Origin of the sequence: Stutzerimonas sp. VN223-3 (assembly GCF_045999685.1) — a bacterium.
Classification (GTDB): Bacteria; Pseudomonadota; Gammaproteobacteria; order Pseudomonadales; family Pseudomonadaceae; genus Stutzerimonas; species Stutzerimonas stutzeri_AR.
On the sequence record NZ_RBEC01000001.1, the window covers coordinates 1,349,871 to 1,372,606 of the forward strand.

Annotated in this window: 23 protein-coding genes and 3 tRNA genes; 12 read left to right on the top strand and 14 right to left on the bottom strand. The window is 59.2% G+C overall.

What is annotated here, in order from left to right; all coding sequences use genetic code 11:
- The first annotated feature begins 4 nt into the window (after positions 1–4).
- Genes pqqD through D7241_RS06140 form a run of 3 tightly spaced genes read left to right on the top strand, consistent with a single transcriptional unit; the run spans position 5 to position 3,340 of the window.
- The gene (pqqD, locus tag D7241_RS06130; protein ID WP_255975851.1) at positions 5–283 is read left to right on the top strand and encodes a pyrroloquinoline quinone biosynthesis peptide chaperone PqqD; all 279 of its coding nucleotides are present in this window, start codon (positions 5–7) and stop codon (positions 281–283) included.
- The gene (pqqE, locus tag D7241_RS06135; protein WP_408100747.1) at positions 255–1,409 is read left to right on the top strand and encodes a pyrroloquinoline quinone biosynthesis protein PqqE; all 1,155 of its coding nucleotides are present in this window, start codon (positions 255–257) and stop codon (positions 1,407–1,409) included. The genes pqqD and pqqE overlap by 29 nt, the downstream gene beginning before the upstream one ends.
- Before the next feature lie 35 nt (positions 1,410–1,444).
- A complete protein-coding gene (locus D7241_RS06140; RefSeq protein WP_408100748.1) occupies positions 1,445–3,340 on the top strand; it encodes an alpha/beta hydrolase family protein in 1,896 nt (631 codons plus the stop codon).
- A gap of 43 nt (positions 3,341–3,383) precedes the next feature.
- On the opposite strand, the gene arsJ is transcribed toward D7241_RS06140, so the two are convergent.
- From arsJ to D7241_RS06170, 6 genes are all read right to left on the bottom strand, one after another.
- Positions 3,384–4,598 carry an organoarsenical effux MFS transporter ArsJ gene (arsJ, locus tag D7241_RS06145; RefSeq protein ID WP_408100749.1) on the bottom strand — a complete coding sequence of 405 codons (1,215 nt, stop codon included), beginning with the start codon at positions 4,596–4,598 and terminating at the stop codon, positions 3,384–3,386.
- A 103-nt stretch (positions 4,599–4,701) separates the two neighbouring features.
- Entirely contained in the window at positions 4,702–5,706 is a 1,005-nt protein-coding gene (locus tag D7241_RS06150; protein ID WP_408100750.1) for an ArsJ-associated glyceraldehyde-3-phosphate dehydrogenase, read from the bottom strand.
- Positions 5,707–5,737: 31 nt separating this feature from the next.
- Positions 5,738–6,064, bottom strand: a complete 327-nt coding sequence (locus D7241_RS06155) for a YnfA family protein (protein ID WP_255975861.1) — start codon at positions 6,062–6,064, stop codon at positions 5,738–5,740.
- A gap of 82 nt (positions 6,065–6,146) precedes the next feature.
- Positions 6,147–6,878 carry an arsenical resistance protein ArsH gene (gene arsH, locus D7241_RS06160; protein WP_408100751.1) on the bottom strand — a complete coding sequence of 244 codons (732 nt, stop codon included), beginning with the start codon at positions 6,876–6,878 and terminating at the stop codon, positions 6,147–6,149.
- Positions 6,879–6,898: 20 nt separating this feature from the next.
- A complete protein-coding gene (locus D7241_RS06165; protein WP_408100752.1) occupies positions 6,899–7,255 on the bottom strand; it encodes a metalloregulator ArsR/SmtB family transcription factor in 357 nt (118 codons plus the stop codon).
- Positions 7,256–7,484: 229 nt separating this feature from the next.
- Positions 7,485–8,147: a hypothetical protein gene (locus D7241_RS06170; RefSeq protein WP_408100753.1), complete on the bottom strand. Its 663-nt coding sequence runs from the start codon at positions 8,145–8,147 to the stop codon at positions 7,485–7,487.
- 286 nt (positions 8,148–8,433) lie between these two features.
- Here D7241_RS06170 and uvrY point away from each other — a divergent pair, with 286 nt between their 5' ends.
- The 7 genes from uvrY (at position 8,434) to D7241_RS06205 (ending at position 12,440) form a co-directional block, all read left to right on the top strand.
- Positions 8,434–9,078, top strand: a complete 645-nt coding sequence (gene uvrY, locus D7241_RS06175) for a UvrY/SirA/GacA family response regulator transcription factor (RefSeq protein WP_408100754.1) — start codon at positions 8,434–8,436, stop codon at positions 9,076–9,078.
- Positions 9,078–10,898 (top strand): excinuclease ABC subunit UvrC, encoded by a 1,821-nt coding sequence (uvrC, locus tag D7241_RS06180; RefSeq protein ID WP_408100755.1) that lies wholly within the window; start codon positions 9,078–9,080, stop codon positions 10,896–10,898. Before uvrY ends, uvrC begins: the two co-directional genes overlap by 1 nt.
- 34 nt (positions 10,899–10,932) lie before the next feature.
- Positions 10,933–11,490: a CDP-diacylglycerol--glycerol-3-phosphate 3-phosphatidyltransferase gene (gene pgsA, locus D7241_RS06185; RefSeq protein WP_408100756.1), complete on the top strand. Its 558-nt coding sequence runs from the start codon at positions 10,933–10,935 to the stop codon at positions 11,488–11,490.
- 68 nt (positions 11,491–11,558) lie between these two features.
- A tRNA-Gly gene (locus tag D7241_RS06190) sits at positions 11,559–11,634 on the top strand.
- Between the two features lie 44 nt (positions 11,635–11,678).
- A tRNA-Cys gene (locus D7241_RS06195) sits at positions 11,679–11,752 on the top strand.
- A 148-nt stretch (positions 11,753–11,900) separates the two neighbouring features.
- Positions 11,901–11,987: transfer RNA gene (locus D7241_RS06200), tRNA-Leu, on the top strand.
- Positions 11,988–12,164: 177 nt separating this feature from the next.
- Positions 12,165–12,440, top strand: coding sequence for a hypothetical protein (locus D7241_RS06205; protein WP_408100757.1), 276 nt, complete (start codon positions 12,165–12,167; stop codon positions 12,438–12,440).
- Between the two features lie 490 nt (positions 12,441–12,930).
- On the opposite strand, the gene D7241_RS06210 is transcribed toward D7241_RS06205, so the two are convergent.
- Complete coding sequence (locus tag D7241_RS06210; RefSeq protein ID WP_408100758.1) at positions 12,931–13,176, bottom strand: hypothetical protein; 246 nt, start codon at positions 13,174–13,176, stop codon at positions 12,931–12,933.
- 170 nt (positions 13,177–13,346) lie between these two features.
- On the opposite strand from D7241_RS06210, the gene D7241_RS06215 reads away from it, so the two are divergent.
- Positions 13,347–14,099 carry a FadR/GntR family transcriptional regulator gene (locus D7241_RS06215; protein ID WP_408100759.1) on the top strand — a complete coding sequence of 251 codons (753 nt, stop codon included), beginning with the start codon at positions 13,347–13,349 and terminating at the stop codon, positions 14,097–14,099.
- A 237-nt stretch (positions 14,100–14,336) separates the two neighbouring features.
- Here D7241_RS06215 and D7241_RS06220 read toward each other — a convergent pair whose 3' ends face one another.
- From D7241_RS06220 to D7241_RS06245, 6 genes are all read right to left on the bottom strand, one after another.
- On the bottom strand, positions 14,337–15,245 hold the full coding sequence (locus D7241_RS06220) for an EamA family transporter (protein WP_408100760.1): 909 nt from the start codon (positions 15,243–15,245) through the stop codon (positions 14,337–14,339).
- A 155-nt stretch (positions 15,246–15,400) separates the two neighbouring features.
- Positions 15,401–16,681, bottom strand: coding sequence for a TRAP transporter large permease (locus D7241_RS06225; protein WP_408100761.1), 1,281 nt, complete (start codon positions 16,679–16,681; stop codon positions 15,401–15,403).
- A complete protein-coding gene (locus tag D7241_RS06230; protein WP_408100762.1) occupies positions 16,682–17,209 on the bottom strand; it encodes a TRAP transporter small permease in 528 nt (175 codons plus the stop codon).
- A gap of 67 nt (positions 17,210–17,276) precedes the next feature.
- Positions 17,277–18,251 (bottom strand): TRAP transporter substrate-binding protein, encoded by a 975-nt coding sequence (locus tag D7241_RS06235; RefSeq protein ID WP_408100763.1) that lies wholly within the window; start codon positions 18,249–18,251, stop codon positions 17,277–17,279.
- Between the two features lie 86 nt (positions 18,252–18,337).
- Positions 18,338–19,237: an SMP-30/gluconolactonase/LRE family protein gene (locus tag D7241_RS06240; RefSeq protein WP_408100764.1), complete on the bottom strand. Its 900-nt coding sequence runs from the start codon at positions 19,235–19,237 to the stop codon at positions 18,338–18,340.
- A 41-nt stretch (positions 19,238–19,278) separates the two neighbouring features.
- On the bottom strand, positions 19,279–20,103 hold the full coding sequence (locus tag D7241_RS06245; protein WP_408100765.1) for an NAD-dependent epimerase/dehydratase family protein: 825 nt from the start codon (positions 20,101–20,103) through the stop codon (positions 19,279–19,281).
- A 528-nt stretch (positions 20,104–20,631) separates the two neighbouring features.
- Between D7241_RS06245 and D7241_RS06250 the strand changes: the two genes are divergently transcribed.
- Positions 20,632–21,789, top strand: coding sequence for an L-talarate/galactarate dehydratase (locus tag D7241_RS06250; protein ID WP_408100766.1), 1,158 nt, complete (start codon positions 20,632–20,634; stop codon positions 21,787–21,789).
- Here the strand turns inward: D7241_RS06250 and D7241_RS06255 are convergent.
- The gene (locus tag D7241_RS06255; RefSeq protein WP_408100767.1) at positions 21,777–22,682 is read right to left on the bottom strand and encodes a LysR family transcriptional regulator; all 906 of its coding nucleotides are present in this window, start codon (positions 22,680–22,682) and stop codon (positions 21,777–21,779) included. The two genes, D7241_RS06250 and D7241_RS06255, sit on opposite strands and share 13 nt — an antisense overlap.
- Between the last annotated feature and the right edge of the window lie 54 nt (positions 22,683–22,736).

Here is a 22,736-nt window from a genome sequence, read left to right on the forward strand (position 1 = left end):
GACCATGAGCAACATCCAACTGACCCATATCCCTGCCTTCCGCCGCGGCTTTCGCTTTCAGTGGGAACCGGCGCAAAACTGCCATGTACTGCTCTATCCGGAAGGCATGATCAAGCTCAACGAGAGCGCTTCGGCCGTACTGAGTGAAGTGGATGGCGCTCGCACCGTCGGCACCATCGTCGCCGATCTGCAGGCACGCTTCCCGGATGCAGAAGGGATCGAGGAAGATATCGTCGCGTTTCTGGAGGTGGCCGTTGAACGGTTCTGGATCGAGCTTCGCTAAGCCCGGCTTCGAACCCGGTCCGCCGCTTTGGTTGCTGGCGGAGCTGACCTATCGTTGTCCACTGCAATGCCCCTACTGTTCCAATCCGCTGGACTTCGCTCGCAGTCACGATGAACTGAGCACTGCGCAATGGATCGACGTATTTCGCCAGGCGCGCGAGATGGGTGCGGCGCAGTTGGGCTTTTCCGGCGGCGAGCCGCTAGTCCGGCAGGATCTGGCTGAGCTGATCAAGGCGGCGCGGGATCTGGGCTATTACACCAATCTGATCACGTCGGGTATCGGCCTGACGGAGGCGAAAATCGCCTCGTTCGCGGATGCCGGTCTTGATCATATCCAGATCAGCTTCCAGGCCGCCGATGAAGAGGTAAACAACCTGCTCGCCGGCTCGAAGAAGGCCTTCGCGCAGAAGCTTGCCATGGCCCGGGCGGTGAAAGCCCATGGTTATCCGATGGTGCTGAACTTCGTCACTCACCGGCACAACATCGACAATATCGAACGCATCATTCAGCTGTGTCTGGAATTGGAAGCCGACTTCGTGGAGCTTGCCACCTGCCAGTTTTATGGCTGGGCGGAGCTCAACCGCGCCGGGCTGCTGCCAAGCAAGGAACAGCTGGTGCGTGCCGAGCGCATCACCAACCAGTGGCGCGACAAACTCGCCGCCGAGAACCATCCCTGCAAGCTGATCTTCGTCACGCCCGATTATTACGAAGAGCGTCCCAAGGGCTGCATGAACGGCTGGGGCAATCTGTTTCTCGACATCACGCCCGACGGCACGGCGCTGCCTTGCCACAGCGCGCGGCAGTTGCCGATCAGCTTCCCTAACGTGCGTGAGCAGAGCATCGAGCAGATCTGGAAGCATTCTTTTGGCTTCAACAAGTTTCGCGGTTTCGATTGGATGCCCGAGCCTTGCCAATCCTGCGACGAGAAGGAAAAGGACTTCGGCGGCTGCCGCTGCCAGGCTTTCATGCTCACTGGCGATGCGGCCAATGCCGATCCGGTGTGTAGCAAGTCCGCGCATCACGGCAAGATTCTTGCGGCGCGCACCGAGGCCGAGCAGGCGCCGCGCGGGCTGGATGAACTGACCTTCCGCAACGAGAAGGCCTCGAAGCTGATCCTCAGGGTGTAAGGTCGGCTCAAACCTGATGGACCGGAGTCGATTGGATGACCAAGACCGCAATCCCCTATGGCTTCTGGCCCAGCGACTGGATGGCAGCCGACGCCGCTTCTGCCAGTTGTGATTTCGCCGAGCTTCGCGCCGGTCATGATGGTCTGTTCTGGATTCAATACGATCCGGCTGATGCGCGTTCGACGTTGTGGTACTGGCGCGCCGACGTCTTGCGCTGTTTGACGCCGTCCGGATTCTCGCTTCGCAGTCGCGTATATGAGTACGGCGGTGGTGCCTTCTGCCTGACCGATGATGGGATTGCCTTCGTCAACGAGCAGGATCAGCAGATCTACCTGCAGGACCTATCTACGGACGCAGCGGCGCCGCCCATTGCGCTTACTGCTAATGACGCTTGCCGGTACGGTGATCTGCAGTTCGACACGCGCCACCGGGCCGTTCTCGCCGTGGAAGAAACCGCTGAAGAAGCTCGCTCAGAACATCGTCTGGTCAGTGTTTCGCTGATGGACGGCAGCCGCAGCGTATTGGCCGAGGGAAGCGATTTCTACTCGTCACCGACCTTGGATACGACCGGGCAACGCCTGGCCTGGATCGAATGGCAACGCCCCGAACAGCCATGGACCGCTACGCGTCTCTGGACCGCCGAACGCACCGAAAGTGATTGCTGGGGAGCACCGCGGTGTCTGGCCGGCGCAGCGGGAAATGAATCGCTGCAACAGCCGCGCTTCGCTGCGGATGGCGCCTTGTATTGCCTGAGTGACCGCGAAGGCTGGTGGCAACCCTGGAGAATGCAAGGTGACAGCCTTGTTCCGGTAACGGACACGGCTGGGTTCGCCCAAGCACGTTGTGATCATGCTCCGGCGCCTTGGCAGCTGGGCACGGTGAGCTATCTGCCCCTAGCGGATGGCGCCTTGCTGATGACGCGCATGGTGGATGGCTACGGACTGTTGTTCGAGCAAGACAGCCAAGGCAACGAGCGTCAGCTTGCAATGGCGTTCAGTCGCTGTCGCCAACTTGCTGTCGATGAGCGGCAGTTCTATTGCATTGCCGGGTCTTCTGATAAGACGTCTGCCGTGCTGGCGCTCGATAGGGTCACTGGCGTCGTCGAAATTCTTGCCGGAGGTGAACAGCCTTTGGCAGCCGACCAGTTGTCGCGCCCACAGCCGTTCAGCTTCTCTACCGGGCACGGCGAGGTGGCGCACGCTTTTTTCTACCCGCCGAGCAATGCGCAGTGCCAAAGCCTCCCGCAGGAAAAGCCACCATTGGTGGTGTTCATGCATGGCGGGCCTACGTCTGCTAGCTATCCGGTTTTCGATCCACGTATTCAATACTGGACCCAACGCGGTTTCGCCGTTGCCGATATCAACTATCGAGGCAGCAGCGGCTTCGGGCGGGCCTATCGGCAACGGTTGCGTGGCGAATGGGGCGTGGTTGATGTGGAAGATGCCTGCGCGGCAGTGCAGGCGCTTGCAACAAACGGCCAGATCGACCCAGCGCGAACCTTTATCCGAGGATCGAGCGCGGGCGGTTACAGCGCGCTCTGCGCACTTGCTGCTAATGCTGATTTCAGCGGCGGTGCCAGCCTCTACGGCGTGAGTGATCCATTAGCGTTGCGCCGGGTTACACACAAGTTCGAGGCCGATTATCTGGATTGGTTGATAGGCGATCCGGCGGTCGACGCCGAGCGCTATCGACAGCGAACGCCGCTACTCAATGCGGGGCTGATTCGGGTGCCGGTGATCTTTTTTCAAGGCGGGCAAGACGCGGTCGTGCTACCTGAGCAGACCGAGTCCATGGTCGCAGCTCTGCGCGAACGTGGCGTGGCGGTCGAATATTGTCTCTATCCGCAAGAGCGCCACGGCTTCCGGCAGGCGGCCAACCTGGCCGATGCGCTGGAACGGGAATGCCGTTTCTATCAGCGTCTGCTTCGCTGAAGCGTTTGCAGACTTTATTGGTGCTGCAACAATTCCATGCAGTTCAAAGGTGTGCCCCGACGTGCCGGGGCAGGCCAAGCGATATCAAGGCTGCCAACAGCACGAAGGCGCTGGAAATCCATAGGCAAGCTTCAAGGCCATGCGCCTGATAAACCCAGCCCGACAGCAACGTACCAACCAGCCGGCCCAGCGCGTTGGACATGTAGTAGAAGCCCACATCCAGCGACACCCCGTCCTCCTTCGCGTAGGAAACGATCAGGTAGCTGTGCAGCGAAGAGTTGACGGCGAACAGAGCGCCAAACAGCGTCAGCCCGCCGATCAGCACTAGCTGCTGCGAATGCCCGGTATACAGGCCAAGCGCGATCAGTGCGGGGAGGCCGGCGAGGAGCAGCGCCCAAATGAACGCGGCGCGCCCATCCGGAACATGGCCGCGCGTCTTGCCGGTCAACGACGGGGCCACTGATTGTACGGTCCCGTAGCCTATTACCCAGGCGGCGAGAAAGCCGCCGACTTGCCAGAAATCCCAGCCAAAAACTGCGGAGAGATACACCGGCAGCGCCACCACGAACCAGACATCACGGGCACCGAACAGGAACAGCCGCGCGGCGGAGAGCACATTAATCGCTCGACTCTTGGAAAGCAGGTCGCGGAATTTCGGCTTTGCCTTGGCTTTGCCCAGATCTTTCTTTAGCAAGAACAGGCTGGCAACCCAGATAACGGCGAGCGCGCCGGCCATCGCCAGCAGTGAGCCGCGGAAGCCGGTCACGGCGAGCAGGGCGCCACCGATGAAAAAGCCAACACCCTTGAGCGCGTTCTTCGAGCCGGTAAGAATCGCCACCCATTTGTACAGCGTGCCTTGCTGATCACCCGGCACCAGCAGCTTGATTGAGCTCTTGGCGCTCATCTTGTTCAAGTCCTTGGCGATGCCGGACAGCGCCTGTGCGCCCATCACCCAGGGAATCGTCAGCCACGTAGCGGGCACCGTCAGCATCAGCAGCGCCACCACTTGCAGCGCCAGTCCAATGTTCATGGTGCGGTTCAGGCCCAGCCGGGCGCCCAGATATCCACCAACCAGATTGGTGACGACGCCAAAAATCTCGTAAAAGAGAAATAGCGCGGCGATCTGCAGCGGCGTATAGCCCAGCGTGTGGAAATGCAGCACCACGAGCATGCGCAACGCGCCATCAGTAAGGGTAAAAGCCCAGTAATTGCCAGTGACGATCAGATACTGACGGATGGCGGGGGAAAGCGGCGGCATGGTGGGCCCTGGATGTGAATGGTGGTGGGTATCGCGAGGTTGTGCGACGCACGACATACTGGCCGCAGAACATCTTCAGAACCCGCCACGGAGTTCGACCAAATCAGGCCAGGCCAACCTTTCTTGCCAGCTCCACGGTGCGATTGGCATATCCCCATTCGTTGTCATACCAGGCGTATAGCTTCACCTGGGTGCCGTTGACGACCATGGTCGAGAGGGCGTCGATGATCGATGAGCGCGGATCGGTGCGGTAGTCGATGGATACCAATGGCCTTTCCTCGTAACCCAGAATGTTTTTCAACGGACCGTGCGTGGCGGCGCTTTTCAGCAGTTGATTGACTTCGTCGACGCTAGTGGCGCGCTCCACCTCGAATACGCAGTCCGTCAGCGAAGCGTTCGCCAGCGGCACACGTACGGCATGGCCGTTGAGCTTGCCTCGCAGCTCTGGAAAGATTTCTGCGATAGCGGTGGCCGAGCCGGTGTTGGTCGGTATCAGGCTCATGCCCGACGCCCGTGCTCGGCGCAAATCCTTGTGCGGCTGATCGAGAATGCTCTGGGTGTTGGTGAGGTCGTGAATGGTGGTGATTGAGCCGTGGCGGATGCCCAGATGCTCATGGATCACCTTGACCACCGGCGCCAGGCAGTTGGTTGTGCAGGAGGCAGCGGTGACGATGCGGTGCTGCGCCGGATCGAACAGCTGATCGTTTACGCCCATCACCACATTCAGCGCGCCAGCTTCCTTGACCGGCGCGCTGACTACCACGCGTTTCACACGTTGTTCCAGATAGCCCTGCAGCACTGCAACGGTCTTCATCTTGCCGCTGGCTTCGATCACCAGATCGCAGCCGGACCAGTCGGTATCGGCAATGGCCTTGTTGGCGGTGATCTTGATGCGCTTGCCATTGATGACGAACTGTTCGTCGTCATGACCGGCCTCGTGCTGCCAGCGGCCATGGACCGAATCGAAGTTGAGCAGGTGTGCATGGGTCGCCGCGTCGCCTGCCGGGTCGTTGATTTGTACGAACTCCAGCTCCGGCCAATCCCAGGCCGCGCGCAGAGCCAGACGTCCGATGCGGCCGAAGCCGTTAATGCCAACTTTGATGGTCATGCCATTATTTCCGTAAAGAATGAAGGACAGGTCAGCTACTGCGTGGTGCGAACATGATGATCGCCATGCCCAGTAGGGCTATTGCGGATCCAAGCAGGTCCCAGCCGGTCGGTCGGATTTTGTCCACCAACCACAGCCAGAGGATTGCCGTGCCGATATAAACGCCGCCGTACGCGGCATAGACGCGTCCAGCGGCGGTCGGGTGCAGCGAAAGCAACCAGGCAAACAGCGCCAGCGACAACGCGGCCGGCAGCAGTAGCCAGGCGCTCTTGCCCTGTCGCAGCCAGAGATAGGGCAGGTAACAGCCGACGATTTCCGCGACGGCGGTCAGTGCGAACAAGGTGAAAGTCTTGAGCATGGAGTGGTCGGCCTTCAATCGAGTTGGGCTGTCTTCAGCGTTGCGCGGTAGGGAGGCGCCACGCCGCGCGTCTTTGGGCTGATCAAATGGAGTGCTGGTTGACCCGTCGGGATAGCAATTCCGCGGATTCCTTGCGCTCGGAATAACGATCGACGAGGTAATCCTGACGATCACGCAGCAGCAGCGTGAACTTCATCAGCTCTTCCATGACGTCCACCAAACGGTCATAGAATGCCGAGGGCTTCATGCGCCCGGCCTCGTCGAATTCGAGAAAGGCCTTGGGCACCGAAGACTGGTTGGGGATGGTGAACATGCGCATCCAGCGACCCAGTACTCGCAGCTGGTTGACCACGTTGAACGACTGCGAGCCGCCGCAGACCTGCATGACCGCTAGGGTCTTGCCCTGAGTCGGGCGGATTGCGCCCATGGCCAGCGGCACCCAGTCGATTTGCGCTTTGAATACCGCGCTCATGGACCCGTGACGTTCTGGCGAGCACCAGACCTGACCTTCTGACCATTGCATCAGCTCACGGAGCTCCTGCACTTTCGGGTGGCTGTCTGGCTGGTCGTCTGGAAGCGGAAGGCCCGACGGGTTGAATACCCGGGTCTCGGCGCCGAGCTGTTGCAGAAGCCGCTCGGCTTCTTCAGTCATCAAGCGGCTGAACGAACGTTCGCGATTGGAGCCGTAGAGCAACAGAATGCGCGGCGCATGGGTCGCGTCGCCAGGGCCACTCAACCGCTCGATGTCGGGCCGTACAAGCAACTGCTCATCGATGTTGGGCAGGTCGAGCGGGATGGCTTGGTCATCGGACATGGCGGAACTCTCCTTGTTGGTCAATCGCAGCGGGCGTTGCGTTCAGGGCGGTTGCGCATGTTTTCCAACCGCCGGCTATTGGGTGCGAGCCATTGCTGGTTGGCGTTGAGAGCGGCCTGCAGTATCTGGTGAATCCAGTCGGGCAGATGAGGGTGCAGACGGTAATAAACCCATTGGCCCTGCCGACGGTCTTCCAGCAACCCGCAACTGCGCAGTTGAGCGAGATGTCGCGATACTTTCGGTTGGATCTCGTCGAGCGCACAAGTCAACTCGCAAACGCACAGCTCGCCTTCGTGAGCGATCAGCAGCGTCATTCGAGCGCGGGTCTCGTCAGATAGGCATTTGAAAACTGTGGCGGGAGTCAGGTGCTCGGTCATGGCGGGGCGGCAAGCTTAGACATATGGTTTGGCGAATATATTGCCCTCCGCATATGAAGTAAAGCGCAAGATCGAGCGCGCAGGGAGGGTTGGATTGATAAAGGTGAGCGATTTCTTGCGGGAACTTAGCTACCCGGCTTGAAATACGGATTCGATATCAGATCGGCGCAGCCGCGGCGAGTAGAACCGGGCCTTGCCGTAAGCATGGAATCTGCCACGGCACAAATGGCTATCCGCCTTGGACACTGAGTAGCAGCATCGAATAGCCGATCGAGCCCAGCAGGAACGCGCCGAAACGGCTGTTACGCTCTTCCGGTAGTTCCTCCTTGAGGACGTTCAAGATGATCGAGCCACCAACGAAAGCCGTCACCGCTGAAACCGCCAGCTCGGAAATTTCGGTGGTGGTACCGAGGGCCCAGCCAACCACGGGCATTACCGAAAGTAGCCAGCGACCGCGGCGGCCGAATAGGTCCTTATGGTCGCTCTGAAGCGCGAAGTCATTAACCAAAAAGTGCAGGCCCATCGCGATGCAATAGAGCACCAAAGTGGTCGTATTGTTGTTTTCGCCGTGGACCAGCAGGTAGCCAATCAGCCCGTTGTATATGGCGAACGCCGTGATGTGCAGCCAGAACACGCCGGAATGAGGTTCTTCGTGCTCCCGCAGCTCGCGCGGGCGTTGCTTGATGAGGCGCTCCAGGCCATAAAAGATGGCGAGGCCAAGCAACGCGAGCAGATAAGCATGGTGCTCGAGGTAGCTGAGCAATTGAATATCGCTACCGCCTATCACCTCTTGACCACGGGCCAGTTCGGGAAGCAGATGGACAAATACGTAAGCCACCGAAACACCGCCAGCCATAGAAAGCCAGCGGCTGCGGGGTAAGCGGTTGAGCATACGCAGGCGCGCCGCAAACAGGTGGACGGCGGCTAGAACGAGAGCTGCAATGAGACTTGCTGTCAAAAGTGATACCGGCGAGTAGGATTCAATTTGGTTGATGAGTCAGACGTTCGTATGCGCGTTCAGGTTCAGCCAAACTGCCCATAAGCCGGGCGCGTGGGGTGCTGTCACCTAGCCATAAATGACGTGCGGTCTGGGTAACCCGGCCAGTTTTTGTTAGAGTTCTCCGCTTGTGAAGCGAGCAGCCAGCCAGCTTTGAATTTGCACTGAAAGAGGTGTCTGCTTGATTAGAGTGCTGGTGGTTGACGACCACGATCTGGTGCGCACAGGCATTTCCCGCATGCTCGCCGACATAGACGGCTTGCAGGTGATTGGTCAGGCGGAATCCGGCGAGACCGCGATAAAGAAGTCGCGTGAACTCAAGCCGGACGTGGTTTTGATGGATGTAAAGATGCCCGGAATCGGTGGCCTTGAAGCTACCCGTAAACTCCTGCGTAGCCATCCGGACATTAAGGTCATCGCCGTAACCATTTGCGAAGAAGATCCTTTCCCGACGCGCCTTCTGCAGGCAGGCGCCGCCGGTTACCTGACCAAGGGCGCGGCGCTCGAGGAAATGATTCAGGCGATTCGCATGGTGTTCGCAGGCCAGCGCTACATCAGCCCTCAGATTGCTCAACAGCTCGCCCTGAAGTCGTTCCAGCCGAAGGTCAACGGTTCGCCTTTCGATCTTTTGTCCGAGCGGGAAATCCAGATTGCTTTGATGATTGCCAATTGTCAGAAGGTTCAAACCATCTCTGACAAGCTTTGCCTGTCGCCCAAGACCGTCAATACTTATCGGTACCGCATATACGAAAAGCTCGACATCACGAGCGATGTCGAGTTGGCGTTGCTAGCGGTCCGTCACGGCATGGTCGATACCATCAATTGATGAGCGGCTTCGATTCCTCTGCGTTCCTGGCATCGTGCAGCGGGCGTCCCGGCGTCTACCGGATGTTCGATGCTGACGCCAAGCTGCTTTACGTCGGCAAGGCGAAGAATCTCAAGAAGCGCCTGGCGAGTTATTTCCGCAAAACCGGACAGGCGCCTAAAACCGCCGCGCTGGTCGCAAAGATTGCCCAAGTCGAAACGACCATCACAGCGAACGAAACTGAAGCGCTGCTGCTCGAGCAGACGCTGATTAAACAGTGGCGCCCGCCCTACAACATCCTGCTGCGCGACGACAAGTCGTACCCCTACGTCTTTCTCTCCGGCGGGGACTTTCCGCGATTGAGCATTCATCGCGGCGCAAAGAAAGAATCCGGTCGCTACTTTGGTCCGTATCCGAGCGCTGGGGCGATTCGTGAAAGCCTTAGCCTGTTGCAAAAGGCTTTCTTCGTCCGCCAGTGCGAAGACAGCTATTACCGCAATCGCACCCGGCCTTGCCTGCAATATCAAATCAAGCGCTGCAAGGCGCCCTGCGTAAAACTGGTAGACCCAGAGGAGTACGCTGAAGACGTTCGGCACTCGGTGATGTTTCTTGAGGGGCGCAGCAATGCCTTGGCCGAGGAACTGTCGAAAAATATGGAAAAAGCTGCGATGGCGCTTGATTTTGAGCGCGCCGCGGAAATTCGCGACCAGATTGGAATCCTTCGCCGGGTCCAGGATCAGCAGAGCATGGAAGGCGGCAGTGGCAACGTCGATATTGTCGCGGCCGTGGTGAGCCCAGGCGGCGCCTGCGTGCATCTGATCAGCGTGCGCGGTGGACGGGTGCTGGGCAGCAAGAATTTCTTCCCGCAAGTGGCCATTGAGGAAAGCGTCAGCGAGGTACTGCAGGCGTTTCTCGAACAGTACTACCTCGGCTCCATGGAGCGCGATCTGCCGTCCGAGCTGATCGTCAATACCGTCCATGAAGACTTTGAGACGCTGATCAGTGCGATTGTCGAGCTGCGCAACGTGGAACTGACCATAACCCATCGCGTACGTGGCACTCGTGCGCGCTGGCAGCAGCTGGCGCTGACCAATGCCGAACAGGCGCTTGGGGCACGCCTGGCAAATCGTCAGCACCTGGCCGCGCGCTTCCAAGCCTTGGCCGAGGCGCTGGACCTGGACGAGCCACCGACACGGCTGGAATGTTTCGATATCAGCCATTCCAGCGGCGAAGCCACAGTCGCTTCCTGTGTGGTATTCGGTCCGGAAGGACCGCTGAAGTCCGATTATCGCCGTTACAACATCGAAGGCGTCACCGCCGGTGATGACTATGCAGCAATGCATCAGGCACTTTCTCGACGGTTCAAAAGGGCTGCCGAAGGGGAGGGCAAGCTACCGGACATCTTGCTGGTGGATGGCGGAAAAGGGCAGCTCAACATGGCCCGTGAGGTGCTACAGGAGCTTGCCGTGCCCGAGCTGATCCTGCTTGGCGTCGCCAAGGGCGTGACGCGCAAGCCGGGTCTGGAAACGCTTTACCTAAACGATGCGGCGCATGAGTTCACCTTGCCGGGGGATTCGCCAGCGTTGCACTTGATCCAACAGGTGCGCGACGAAGCGCACCGTTTCGCTATCACGGGCCACCGTGCTCGGCGCGGGAAAGCTCGGACCACCTCGACACTGGAGGGCGTGCCCGGCATCGGACCGAAGCGTCGTCGCGAACTGCTCAAGCATTTTGGTGGTCTTCAGGAACTGTGCCGCGCCAGCCTTGAGGAAATCGCCAAGGCTCCCGGGATCAGTAAAAAGCTTGCCGAGGCGATTTATGCCGCTCTGCACAGTGAGTAGAATCACCTCCTAAATCCGCGGATCAGTGGTATCGATGAACATTCCAAACATTCTCACCGTGCTGCGCGTACTGCTGATACCGATCATCGTCCTGTTGTTTTATCTTCCCTTTCAATGGAGCTATTTGGCAGCCAGTGCGGTGTTTGCCATCGCCGCGATCACCGATTGGCTGGATGGCTACCTCGCTCGCAAGCTTCAGCAAAGCACGCCTTTCGGCGCCTTCCTCGATCCGGTCGCGGACAAACTGATGGTGGCGGTGGCGTTGGTGCTGCTGGTTGAAGAACATTCGAACCTTTGGCTGACCTTGCCGGCTACCATCATTATTGGGCGGGAAATAGTGGTGTCGGCCCTGCGCGAGTGGATGGCGGAACTGGGTGCACGGGCGCAGGTAGCGGTATCCAACCTGGGCAAGTGGAAGACGGCTGCACAAATGGTGGCGCTTGTCATCTTGCTGGCCAACCCACCCCTAGCAACTTTCTGGGTAGGGCTCGGCTATGCATTGCTGATCATCGCCGCGGCGCTGACATTGTGGTCGATGGTCAATTACCTGATGGCTGCCTGGCCCCATCTCAGCCCTACGGAAAAGAAATAAGACTTTTTTAATCAAAGGCTTGACGGGGCGTGCTGAAGTTATAAAATGGCGCCCGTCATCAAGACGACGCGGGAATAGCTCAGTTGGTAGAGCACGACCTTGCCAAGGTCGGGGTCGCGAGTTCGAGTCTCGTTTCCCGCTCCAATTTGTTGACGATGGCGCCGCGGTATGCGGCGTCTTCGTTTTGAGGCCGGTTGGCAGAGTGGTTATGCAGCGGATTGCAAATCCGTGTACGCCGGTTCGATTCCGACATCGGCCTCCAGTATGAAGAAACCGCAGGCGCAAGCTTGCGGTTTTTTTATGCCTGCGATTCGGCTTTCGGTCATACGTGGCGGCCGTTCGGGTTGCACCTCGGCGGGCGGCTGGTTATAGTCCTGCGCCGCGATCGAGCATCGCGCATTTCCGTCCTTGCCCGGATGGCGAAACTGGTAGACGCAAGGGACTTAAAATCCCTCATCCGAAAGGGTATGCGGGTTCGATTCCCGCTCCGGGCACCATGGACGTATTTTGGCTATTGTTTGCTGTACCTTAAAACCGACCTCAGCGTCGGTTTTTTTCGTATTTACGATAATTGAACGCGTTGGTTGCCACATGACCAATGGCAGCCCATCTACCTGAACGCAGTGGCTCCTCAATCCTCTTATCGGTACAAGGCAACTGAACGGAGGTGGACGATGAGCATCCAGAGCGAAGATCGGCAACCGTTGGGCGAAACTCGCAGCAGCGCTGAGGTCAGCGATGACGATGGAATTCTGATTCCCGGCTCTGCACCGCCGTTAAGCCCAGGGCGCACTGACGTGAATCCAGATGATCAACCGGGCGTCGATGAATTACCGGGAGATGGCCTTGGGGTACCGCGGGTTAATGGGAACGACAATCCAATCGAGCGTGAGACGCCGGATATGGACGTCGACAATGCCGAAATGGACGACGCACCGAACCCGCGCTAGAGCCAGGCGCACCCAAACCCGACACGTACCAACTCAGTACTCAACTATCGTACCGGCAGTTGCACTTGTCCTGCGTAGTTGGACATCAAGTTGCCGTTAGCTCGTGTCAGCGTTGCGAGAATCAAGGCTGCAAGGGGGCCTCGTTTATGCGTCGAGTCAGACTGCTATTCGTACAATGTGGCGCTATCGCCGGACTAACGGGACTTCTAACCAGTTGCAGCGGCATAGAAACGGTGCCGCCTGCAGACGGAATCGATGAATACGTGTTTGCATGTACGAAGGATACCGGACAGCCTGTTTGCGAGACCCAGGCGCGTGAAGTCTGTCCTGAGGGTTACGAAACCGTTAGCAGCGAAGAAGATTTCGACCGCAAGGAACTGCGCGTCCGTTGCTCGAAATAAGGTGGCTCTAGCGAAGACACTTGATTGCCAGCCCACCGAGTAACGGCCACCAACACGGCAATTACTCGGTAACTGGAGGAACGATAAGTCTATTGCTCGGCGTCGAGCAGTTCCTGTGCCTGACCCAATACTTCAAGAGACTGTTCGTGATCGCCGGCCTTGTGCAGTTTCTCGCCTTCTGCGCGGAGCTCTTTCACTCTGGTCAGGATTGCCGGATCGCTTGGTGGGTTGGCTTGCAGCTGTTCGTCGATCCTGGCCATGTCTTGCGGGCAATGCATTGCCCAAAGTGGCGTGCTGACGGCAACAGTTGCGAGAAATAGCAATGTGCGGCGCATGATACTAGTCTCCCGATTAGATGGCTTCATCAGTATAGGAAGCATCTGGAAGCCGTGCGGATTTCGGACACAAGGTCGCCGGACAGCCAAACGATGAGGCTGCGGATAGTTATCGTACAACCGCTGGGCTATGATACGGGTTACTTCGCTTCATAGAGATCGATCTGCCCATGGAAAACCAGAGCGTCCAGCCTCGTGTCCGCCGAAAGCATCGCAGCCTTGCCCAGGAGCTGGTGACAGAGCTGTCTCAGCAGATACGCGACGGCGTTATCAAGCGCGGCGACAAGCTGCCGACCGAGTCGGCAATCATGCAGGCGCAAGGCGTGAGCAGGACGGTTGTGCGCGAAGCAATTTCACGACTGCAGGCGTCCGGATTGGTCGAAACGCGCCACGGTATTGGCACGTTCGTGCTCGACACACCTAGTACTACGGGCCTTCGCATCGACCCGGCGACCATCGGTACGCTGCGCGACGTGTTGTCGATACTTGAATTGCGCATCAGCCTTGAAGTCGAGTCGGCCGGGCTAGCAGCGATGCGTCGCTCCGCAGAGCAGCTAGCGGCGATGCGAGCCTTTCTGGATTCGCTGCAGCAGAGCACAGCGCTTTCCAGCGAGGCCGCCGTATCGGACTTCCAGTTCCATCTGCAGATCGCCGAGGCGACCGGCAATCGCTATTTCACCGACATCATGAATCACCTGGGCACGGCGATCATTCCTCGCAGTCGGCTCAACTCGGCGCGTTTGGCACACGACGACCAGCCGCATTATCAGCAGCGCCTCGGTCGCGAACACGAGCAAATTTATGACGCCATCGCCCGCCAGGATGCTGAGTCTGCCCGGGCGGCTATGCGCCTGCATCTGACCAACAGTCGCGAGCGTCTGCGCCAGGCGCATGAAGAGGCTGAAACCGACAAGGTCGAGTGAGTATCTGCGCTGGGAAGCATACTGCGGCGAACGGCTCGTGGTGTAGTGGCGCGCTGTGCCGAGGTTCATGGTAGGTGCCGAGTCGGTAATCAGCTGCTCCCCGAATGTCAAACACACGCTTTGCTAGCCCCGTCCGGCAGCTCAAGCGTTCCGTCATGTAGCGACTTGGCTGAAGGGTGGTGCGCCAAGCCCACTATTCTCAGCGGGCAGAGCGCCAGGCCGTTTGTTCCTCTCGCCTCAATGCTTGCGGTAAGCCAGCAGAACGATGCCGCTGACCACGATCAGGCCGCCCAGCACCTGCCAGGGTCCGAGCAACTGGCCGAGCACCAGCCAGCCCAAGAGCATGCCAGCGACAGGTTCCACGTTCATTACAGGCGCATTGCGTGCGATATTCAGGCGCGGCATGCAGATGAACAGCGTCGAAAAAGCCGCCCCATAGAGTAATACCAAGCATCCCAGGGCGATCCAGCCGGCGCTCGCGCTGGGCAAGCCCAGGCCACCCGGTATCAGGTCGCTGGCGCCAAGCAGGGCAGAGGTGCCGAATACGACGATCAGCGTCAGCATGCTGCGCACCGAGCCCGCCATATTCGATAGCTTGTGCTCGGTGATCCACAGTGCGATCGCGAATACCGCAGCTGCGGTCAGGCCGAACAGGATGCCGGCGATCCACTGGCCATCCGGCGCCTCGCTGCTGATCAGGCGTGCCGGGACGTCCAGCACCAGCACCAGGCCGAACAGGATCACGCCCATGATCGCCAGCGCCTGGTGGGTCGGCCTTGGGCCGCCTAGCAACCAGGTCAGCAGCGCCAGCATGATGGGCGATAGATTCACCACCAGTAGGGCCAGCGCCACCGGAATGCGCGCCACCGCCGAATAGATGCAGAAGCTCTGTACCGCGATCAGCAGGCCGAGCAGGGTCTGCCAGCGCCAGGTGGCGCCGCTCAGGCGCAGGGATTCGCGTCGCCAGAAGACCAGCGCGCCCAATGCCAACAGGGTCACTCCGGCACGGCAGAGCATGGCCAGTAGCAGTCCGGTGTCATGATCGAAAGCAATCCGGGCAGCGATATGATTGCCTGCGAACGAGCAGGCAAGGGTGGCCAGAATCAGTACGGCGATATGGCGTGGGAATGGAGCGGCAGCTTGCATAGGGTCAGTCCTGTCCTGGGCGGAATCCGTTCCGTTTGGCCGTGTACCTACGGCACTGGTGGCTTTTAATGTCTACGGTTGGCGAATTGTATGTTGGCTTGCAAAGTAAAACGCCGCCCGGGTGGGCGGCGTCCTCGTTCGTGCGCTGAGGACTGTCAGAGCACCATGCTTGGCAACCAGAGCGAGATCGCTGGGATGTAGGTTACGGCCAGCAGCACCAGGAACAAAGCGCCGTAGAAGGGCAGCAGCGCCTTGACGGTATTCTCGATCGTTACCTTGCCGATTGCCGCGCCGACGAACAACACGGCGCCTACCGGAGGAGTAATCAAGCCGATGCCGAGATTGACCAGCATGATCATGCCGAAATGCACCGGATCGACGCCAATGTCGGTGATTACCGGCATCAGAATTGGCGTCAGGATCAATATCAGCGGCGCCATATCCATCAACGTGCCCAACGCTAGCAGCATCATGTTGATGCACATGAGGATCACGTAGCGGTTGTCCGACAGAGTCAGAAACATCGTGGTGATCTTCGACGGGATCTGCATCAGCGTCATGATATAGCCGAAGCTTCCGGCGAAGGCGATTAGAATCATTACCACCGATAGCGTGCGGACTGTCCGATGCAGCAATTTAGGCAGCTCGCGCCATTTGTAATCGCGGTAAATGAACATGGTCACGAAGAAGGCCCAGACGACGGCGATCGAGGCGGACTCAGTGGCTGTGAACACGCCCGAGAGAATACCGCCAAGAATGATGACCATCGTCATCAGACCCCAGAGTGCATCGACACAGATCTTCAGCGCCTGCTTGAGCGGGACCACTTCCCCCTTGGGGTAGTTGCGTACTCGGGCGAAGATCAAACACATGGTCATCATCACCGCGCTCAGCAGCAGCCCCGGACCGATGCCGGCAATGAACAGCGACGAAATCGAGACAGTACCGCCGGCCGCCAGCGAATACAGCACCGAGTTATGGCTGGGCGGCGTCAGGAGTGCCTGTACCGAACCACTGACCGTAACCGCCGTAGAGAACTCGCGCGGATAGCCTTTTTTCTCCATTTCCGGAATCAGCACCGAACCCACCGAAGCGGTGTCCGCCAGTGACGAACCGGAGATGGCACCAAAGAAAGTGGAGGCCATGATGTTGACCAGCGACAGTCCACCACGGACGAAACCGACCAGCACGCCAGCGAAGGCGACCAGCCGTCGCGACATGCCGCCTTCAGCCATGATGGCGCCAGCCAATACGAAGAAGGGAATCGCCAGCAGGGAAAACTTGTTGACACCGCCCGCGACCTGAATCATCACCGCATCGAACGGTATCTCGATCCACCAGGCACCGATCAGCGCCGATAGACCGAGGGCATAGGCAACCGGCATACGCAGTAGAAACAGGACGGCAAAGCTGCCGAGCAGAACCAGAGCTTCCATTTACACGGCCTCCTTGCTGTCTTCGATCAGCTCGTAATTGACCACGCGTCTTTGGCTTTGGTCGCCGAATATCAGTCGTTCAATAACGAACAGCATCGTGACTGCGCCACCGATCGGGATGGGTGAATAGGTAATGCCGACACGTAAGGTTGGCAGCGTGCTCATGAACTGGTTCCAGGTCGCCATGCACAGCTTTGTGCCCCAGATAGTCATGAACAGACAGATGATGCCCATCAGGATTTGCACCAGCAGCTCAACGTGCCGGTGCAGGTACTCAGGCAGACGGTCGGTGAACATGGTCACCGCCATATGCGCTGCGGCTCTATAGCTCGCCGCAGCGCCGAGAAAGGTAAAGATCACCATCAACAGAATGGCCACGGGTTCAGGCCAGCCGGCTCCGGTGCCTAGCACGTAGCGCGCGAAGATCCCCCAGGGGATGATCAGGGACATGACCACGATGGCCATGCCCGCGATCCATATACAGCTCATGTAGATCGCGTCGTTGACGCGCAGCAGCGTGTTTTTCATCTGGCTCCACCACAAGCGCGGCGACGGGCGAAGGCCCGCCGCTGCGAGGTTTTTCAGAGGGAACGAATTACTGGACGGCTTCGATACGCTTGATCAGCTCGGCGTAAGGTGCGCCGTACTTCTCGCGAACCGGAGCAGTGGCATCGTAGAAGGGCTTCTTGTCCACTTCGATAAAGGTGACGCCTTCAGCCTTGAGCTTGGCTTCGCTGCTGGCGGTCTTCTCGTCCCACAGCTTGCGCTCTTCCATCTGCGCTTCCTTGGCGTACTTCTTGACGATTTCCTGCTGCTCGGGCGTCAGTTTGTTCCACGTCGCCTTGGACATCACGATGGGCTCGGGCAGGATCAGGTGGCCAGTCAAGGAGTAGTTCTTGGCCTCGCGGAAGTGGTTGTGTTCGAGCATCGTTGGCGGGTTGTTCTCGGCACCGTCGACCACACCGGTTTGCAGCGCACTGAAGATCTCGCCGGTATTCATCGCCACGCCCTGTGCACCCATGGCGTTCAAGGTGTCGATGAACAGCGGATTGCCCATTACACGAATTTTCATGCCCTTGAGGTCTTCAAGGTTGTGCACTGGCTCTTTGGTATAGAGGTTGCGCACGCCGCCGTCCATCCATGCCAGGCCGACCATGTTGAATTCGGAGTTAGTGATCTTGTCTAGGATCTCTTGGCCGATCTCGCCATCGATGACCTTGCGCATATGCTCATGGTCACGGAACACGAAGGGCATATTGAAGGCGTTCACGTCCGGAACGACCGGGCCGAGTGTGCCCAGGCTGACGCGGGTCATCTGGACTGCGCCGATCTGAACTTGCTCGACGACTTCTTTCTCCGAGCCAAGCACGCCGCCCGAGAACATGCGGAACTTGAGCTCACCGTCGGTGGCCTCTTCGATTTTCTTGCCCATGTTCTCCTGAGCCACCACGGTTGGGTAACCGGCTGGATGAATTTCGGCAATTTTCAGCGTCATTGCTGCGTGTGCAACGCCGGACAGGCAAAAGGCGAAGGGAAGTGCGGCGATGAGCAACTTGCGTTTGAAGTTCATGTGTATCTCCATCTTGTTGTTGTTGGTGTGCAGCGTTGGAGCTTCAAGGCCGGGCAAATGCGAGCCTGTCCTTGGTGGGTGAAGCGTCAGTGAAAGCGAGGTTCCTCCAGCCCGGCGACGCCAGGTTGTAGGGCGAACACGCCACCAGCCAGCGGCTGATCGGATAGATCGCCGCCAGGGCGAATGGATGTGACGAACAGGGTATCCAGGCCGGAGCCACCAAAAGCGCACATGGCTGGCTTTTTCACCGGGACCTGGAGCGAGCGATCAAGGCGCCCGTCCGGGGTGAAACGGTGGATCAGTCCAGCGTCGTTGCCGCAAATCCAATAGCAGCCATCGATATCCACCGCGGCGCCATCAGGACGGCCTGGGTGCTGGTTCATGTCGACGAATACACGACGATTGCTTGGTGTGCCGCTGTCGATGTCGTAATCGAAGGACCAGATGCATTGCACGCTGGGGTGCGAATCCGACAGATACATCGTGCGACCGTCCGGGCTGAAGCCCAGACCATTGGGGACGACGAAGTCCTTCAGATGGGCACCGAGCGATTCATCGCTGGCCGATTCGTCGAGCCGATACAACGCACCAGCCGGAATACCGGCTGCCATGTCCATGACCATGGTGCCGGCCCAAAAGCGTCCCTGGCGGTCACAGCGCCCATCATTGAACCGCATGCCGGCGTGGGCATGTCGCGCGTCTGCGAGGCGGGTTGCGCTGAGCGTGCCGTCATCCTGCGGGACGATATCGAAGATGCCGTCTTCCATGCCGGCGACCCAGCGATTTGCGCCTCCCTCGCGGCGCGCGATACAGGCGATCATTTGATCGCCTGTCCAGCGGGTCACAGAAGCGTCAGCTGCCTTCCAGCGCAGCAGCTGACGATTGGGAATGTCGACCCAGTACAACGCCTGCTCGGAGGGGACCCAGACCGGGCTTTCTCCAGTTGCGTTCTGCGCATCGACTATCAGTTCTGCTTGGTTTGCCATGGCGATTCTCTTGTAGTTGTTCGCGGCGTGGCGGGAGGTGGTCAGTCGTCGAACGGACCTGCTTCGCAGAAGGCTCCGCCCTGATAAATCAAAGCTGGGTCATTGGGCGCGTAGGGCGGCTGGGTTTCGATCTTGTCGCGGAAGACTTCGGAGGTGTCCTTGGGCTTGAATCCCAGGTGCGCCGCCATGTGGTTGTCCCACCACTGGTCACGGTTTGCCGAGGCGCCGTAGACAACGGTGTGCCCCACATTCGGGGTGAACAGCGAACGCTCGATCAGGTTGGTCAGGTCGCGATAGCTGAGGTAGGTGGCCATCATCCGACGGTTGAGTGGCTCGGGGAAGGAAGAGCCGATGCGGATGCTGACGGTTTCGATGCCGTAACGGTCGAAATAGAAGCTCGCCATGTCTTCGCCGTAGGATTTCGACAGGCCGTAATAGCTATCCGGGCGGCGTGGGGCGTTGGCGTCGATGGTCTCGGTCTGCTTGTGGAAACCGATGACGTGATTGGAGCTGGCAAAGATTATGCGTTTGATGCCGTGCTTACGTGCCGCCTCGTAGATATGGAACACGCCACGGATATTAGCTTCGAGAATCTCTTCGAAAGGCCGCTCGACTGATACCCCGCCAAAATGCGCAATGGCGTCGACGCCTTCGCAGAGTGCGTGTACGGCTGCTTTATCGGAGAGATCGCAAGGCATCACCTCTTCGTGCGGTCCGGCGGCGGGCTCCATCGAGGCAATATCGGAAAGGCGAAGGATGTTGGCGTAAGGGCGAAGCGTTTCGCGTAACACCTTGCCCAATCCTCCTGCCGCGCCTGTCAGCAGGAGGCGATTGAAGGGTGTGGGAGTGGTCGTCGTGCTTGTCATTTTGGTCTGCCCGTCGCTTATTGTTTTGATGTCATCGGTTGTCGGATGACTTGAGTCGATTATTTCTGCCGCCCTTCAACTTTGTCAACCCGCGAGGCGATTTTCTTGCTGCTGCTCAAGTAGCTTATCAACGATCAGAAAAGCCTTTTCATCCCTCTGTATGCAGCATTCTGTCTGGCGTTAGCGCGTTCAGAGGTGCTCCCAAAGCACCACGCTAGCGGGCGGAGCTTGGCAATTACATTCCACTAAAGTCGAGTGGGATCCTTGCATGATGAAAGGATGGGTGTGACAGGCGACGTGTTCATGGTTGTATGATGACTAGTCCGTGCGTAGAACGCTTGTCAAGCGTGCCATAAACACAAGTTCCAGGCGGCTTGGCACTACGTGACGGTCAGCGGCTATGTGCCGATTTGGCGCTGGAACGTTGGCTAGCAGTCGCAGCCGACTGGTAGCGATCTTCGCCAACCATCGATTGCGCAGCCATGTTTCGCTCGAGCAAGCCGTCGGGTTCCATCATCAGGAGATTCTATGAACGACAAGCCCGCTATGATCTGTGCTGACGACGACCGTATCGCCTGGCTGCGATTGCGATCGGTGGCACTGCCACTAGCCAACCCTATCAGCGATGCAAAGGTGCTTACCGGCCGGCAAAAGCCGATGACGGAGATCGCCATCCTGATAGCCGAAATCGAAACCCGCGATGGCCAACAAGGGCTGGGTTTCAGCTATTCCAAGCGCGCCGGTGGTGCTGGGCAGTTTGCTCATGCCCTGGAAGTCGCACCCAACCTGATCGGTGAGAACCCCAGCGACATCGCCAAGCTGTGGGACAAACTATGCTGGGCTGGCGCCTCGGTGGGTCGCAGCGGCCTGGCCACCCAGGCTATCGGTGCCTTCGACGTGGCTCTATGGGATCTCAAAGCACGCCGTGCCGGGTTGTCACTGGCGCGTTTGCTCGGGGCTCAGCGCGATTCGGTACGCTGCTACAACACCTCCGGCGGCTTTCTGCACACGCCGCTGGATCAGCTGTTGAAGAACACCGATCTTTCGCGAGACAAAGGCATCGGTGGTATCAAGCTTAAGGTCGGTCAGCCGGACTGGGCGTTGGACTTGCATCGGGTCGGTACGGTGCGCCAGCACTTGGGTGAAGCCTTCCCACTAATGGTCGATGCCAACCAGCAATGGGACCGACCGACGGCCCGACGTATGTGCCGGCGCCTGGAACCCTTCGATTTGGTGTGGATCGAGGAGCCGTTGGACTGTTACGACGCGGAGGGGCACGCCGAGCTGGTGCGCCAGTTCGACACGCCGATCGCCACCGGCGAGATGCTTACCAGCCCGGCCGAACACTGGGAGTTCATACGTCAGCGTGCTGCCGATTTCCTGATGCCGGATGCTCCGCGCGTCGGCGGTATCACGCCGTACTTGCGGGTGCAGACTTTGGCCGAGCAGGCCGGCATGACCCTAGCACCTCACTTCGCCATGGAGCTGCACGTCCACTTGGCGGCGACCCATATCCGCGAGCCCTGGGTCGAGCACTTCGAGTGGCTGGAGCCATTGTTCGAGGAACGTCTGGAAATTCGCGACGGGCGCATGCTGGTGCCCAATCGGCCAGGTCTCGGCTTGAGCCTGAGCGAACGGGTGGCCGGTTGGACCGTGCAGCAGGCCGAGGTGGGTCAGCGCGCCTGAGCAGTTTCGCTGGCGGAGTGGCGCACCGCTTCGCGAAGCGCGGCAACGGCGGGGTTGTCGTTGTCGTCGCGCCAGGCCAGATGCAGCTCGCTATGCACCCCTGTGGGCAGCTCGATTACCCTCCAACGCACATGCTCGAAGCTCACCGCGCTGGCGCTGCGCGGCACCAACGCCACGCCCATGCCGGCGTTGACCAGCGACAGAATGGTCAATGTATTGCCGAGCGACTGAACATAGTCCGGTTGCACACCACAGGAGCGAAACATGCCGGTAAGCAGCTCGTTGAAAGGCTGCCAGGCCGCATGCGAGTAAATGATGAACGGCTGGCCATGCAAATCAGCAAGCCCAAGCGGTTCCTGCGTCGCCAGCGGATGCTCGCAGGGCACGGCCAGAATGAAGGGTTCGCGCACCAGACATTCGTTGGTCAACCCTGGCTGGTTCAGTGGTGCACGTACGATGGCCAGGTCGATACGTCGGGTGTGCAGGGCTTGAAATTGGTCAAAGGTCGTCATTTCCTGCAAGGCAATCTGCACACCGGGGCGGTCGCGCCTGGCCTGTGCCACCACTCGAGGCAGGAAATCGTACACCGCGCTGGCGACGAAGCCGATGCTCACCGTCCCGCTTTCCCCCTGAGCGGCCAGGCGGGCGGCCTGGGCTGCACGGTGAGCCTGTTCGAGCAACGCCTGCGCGTCGACAAAGAAGGCGCGGCCCGCGGCAGTCAAGGCCACCGCGCGAGTACTGCGGGTGAACAGGGCGACGCCCAGCTGATGCTCCAACAACTGGATCTGCCGGCTCAGCGGCGGCTGGGTCATGTGCAGACGCTCTGCGGCGCGACGGAAATTGAGTTCTGCGGCCAGTGCGGTGAAGCAGCGCAGTTGGGCTAAGTCGAACATTGATCCATTTCCGGTATCAATCGAGTGGCTGATTAGATTAGACCTGTATCAATC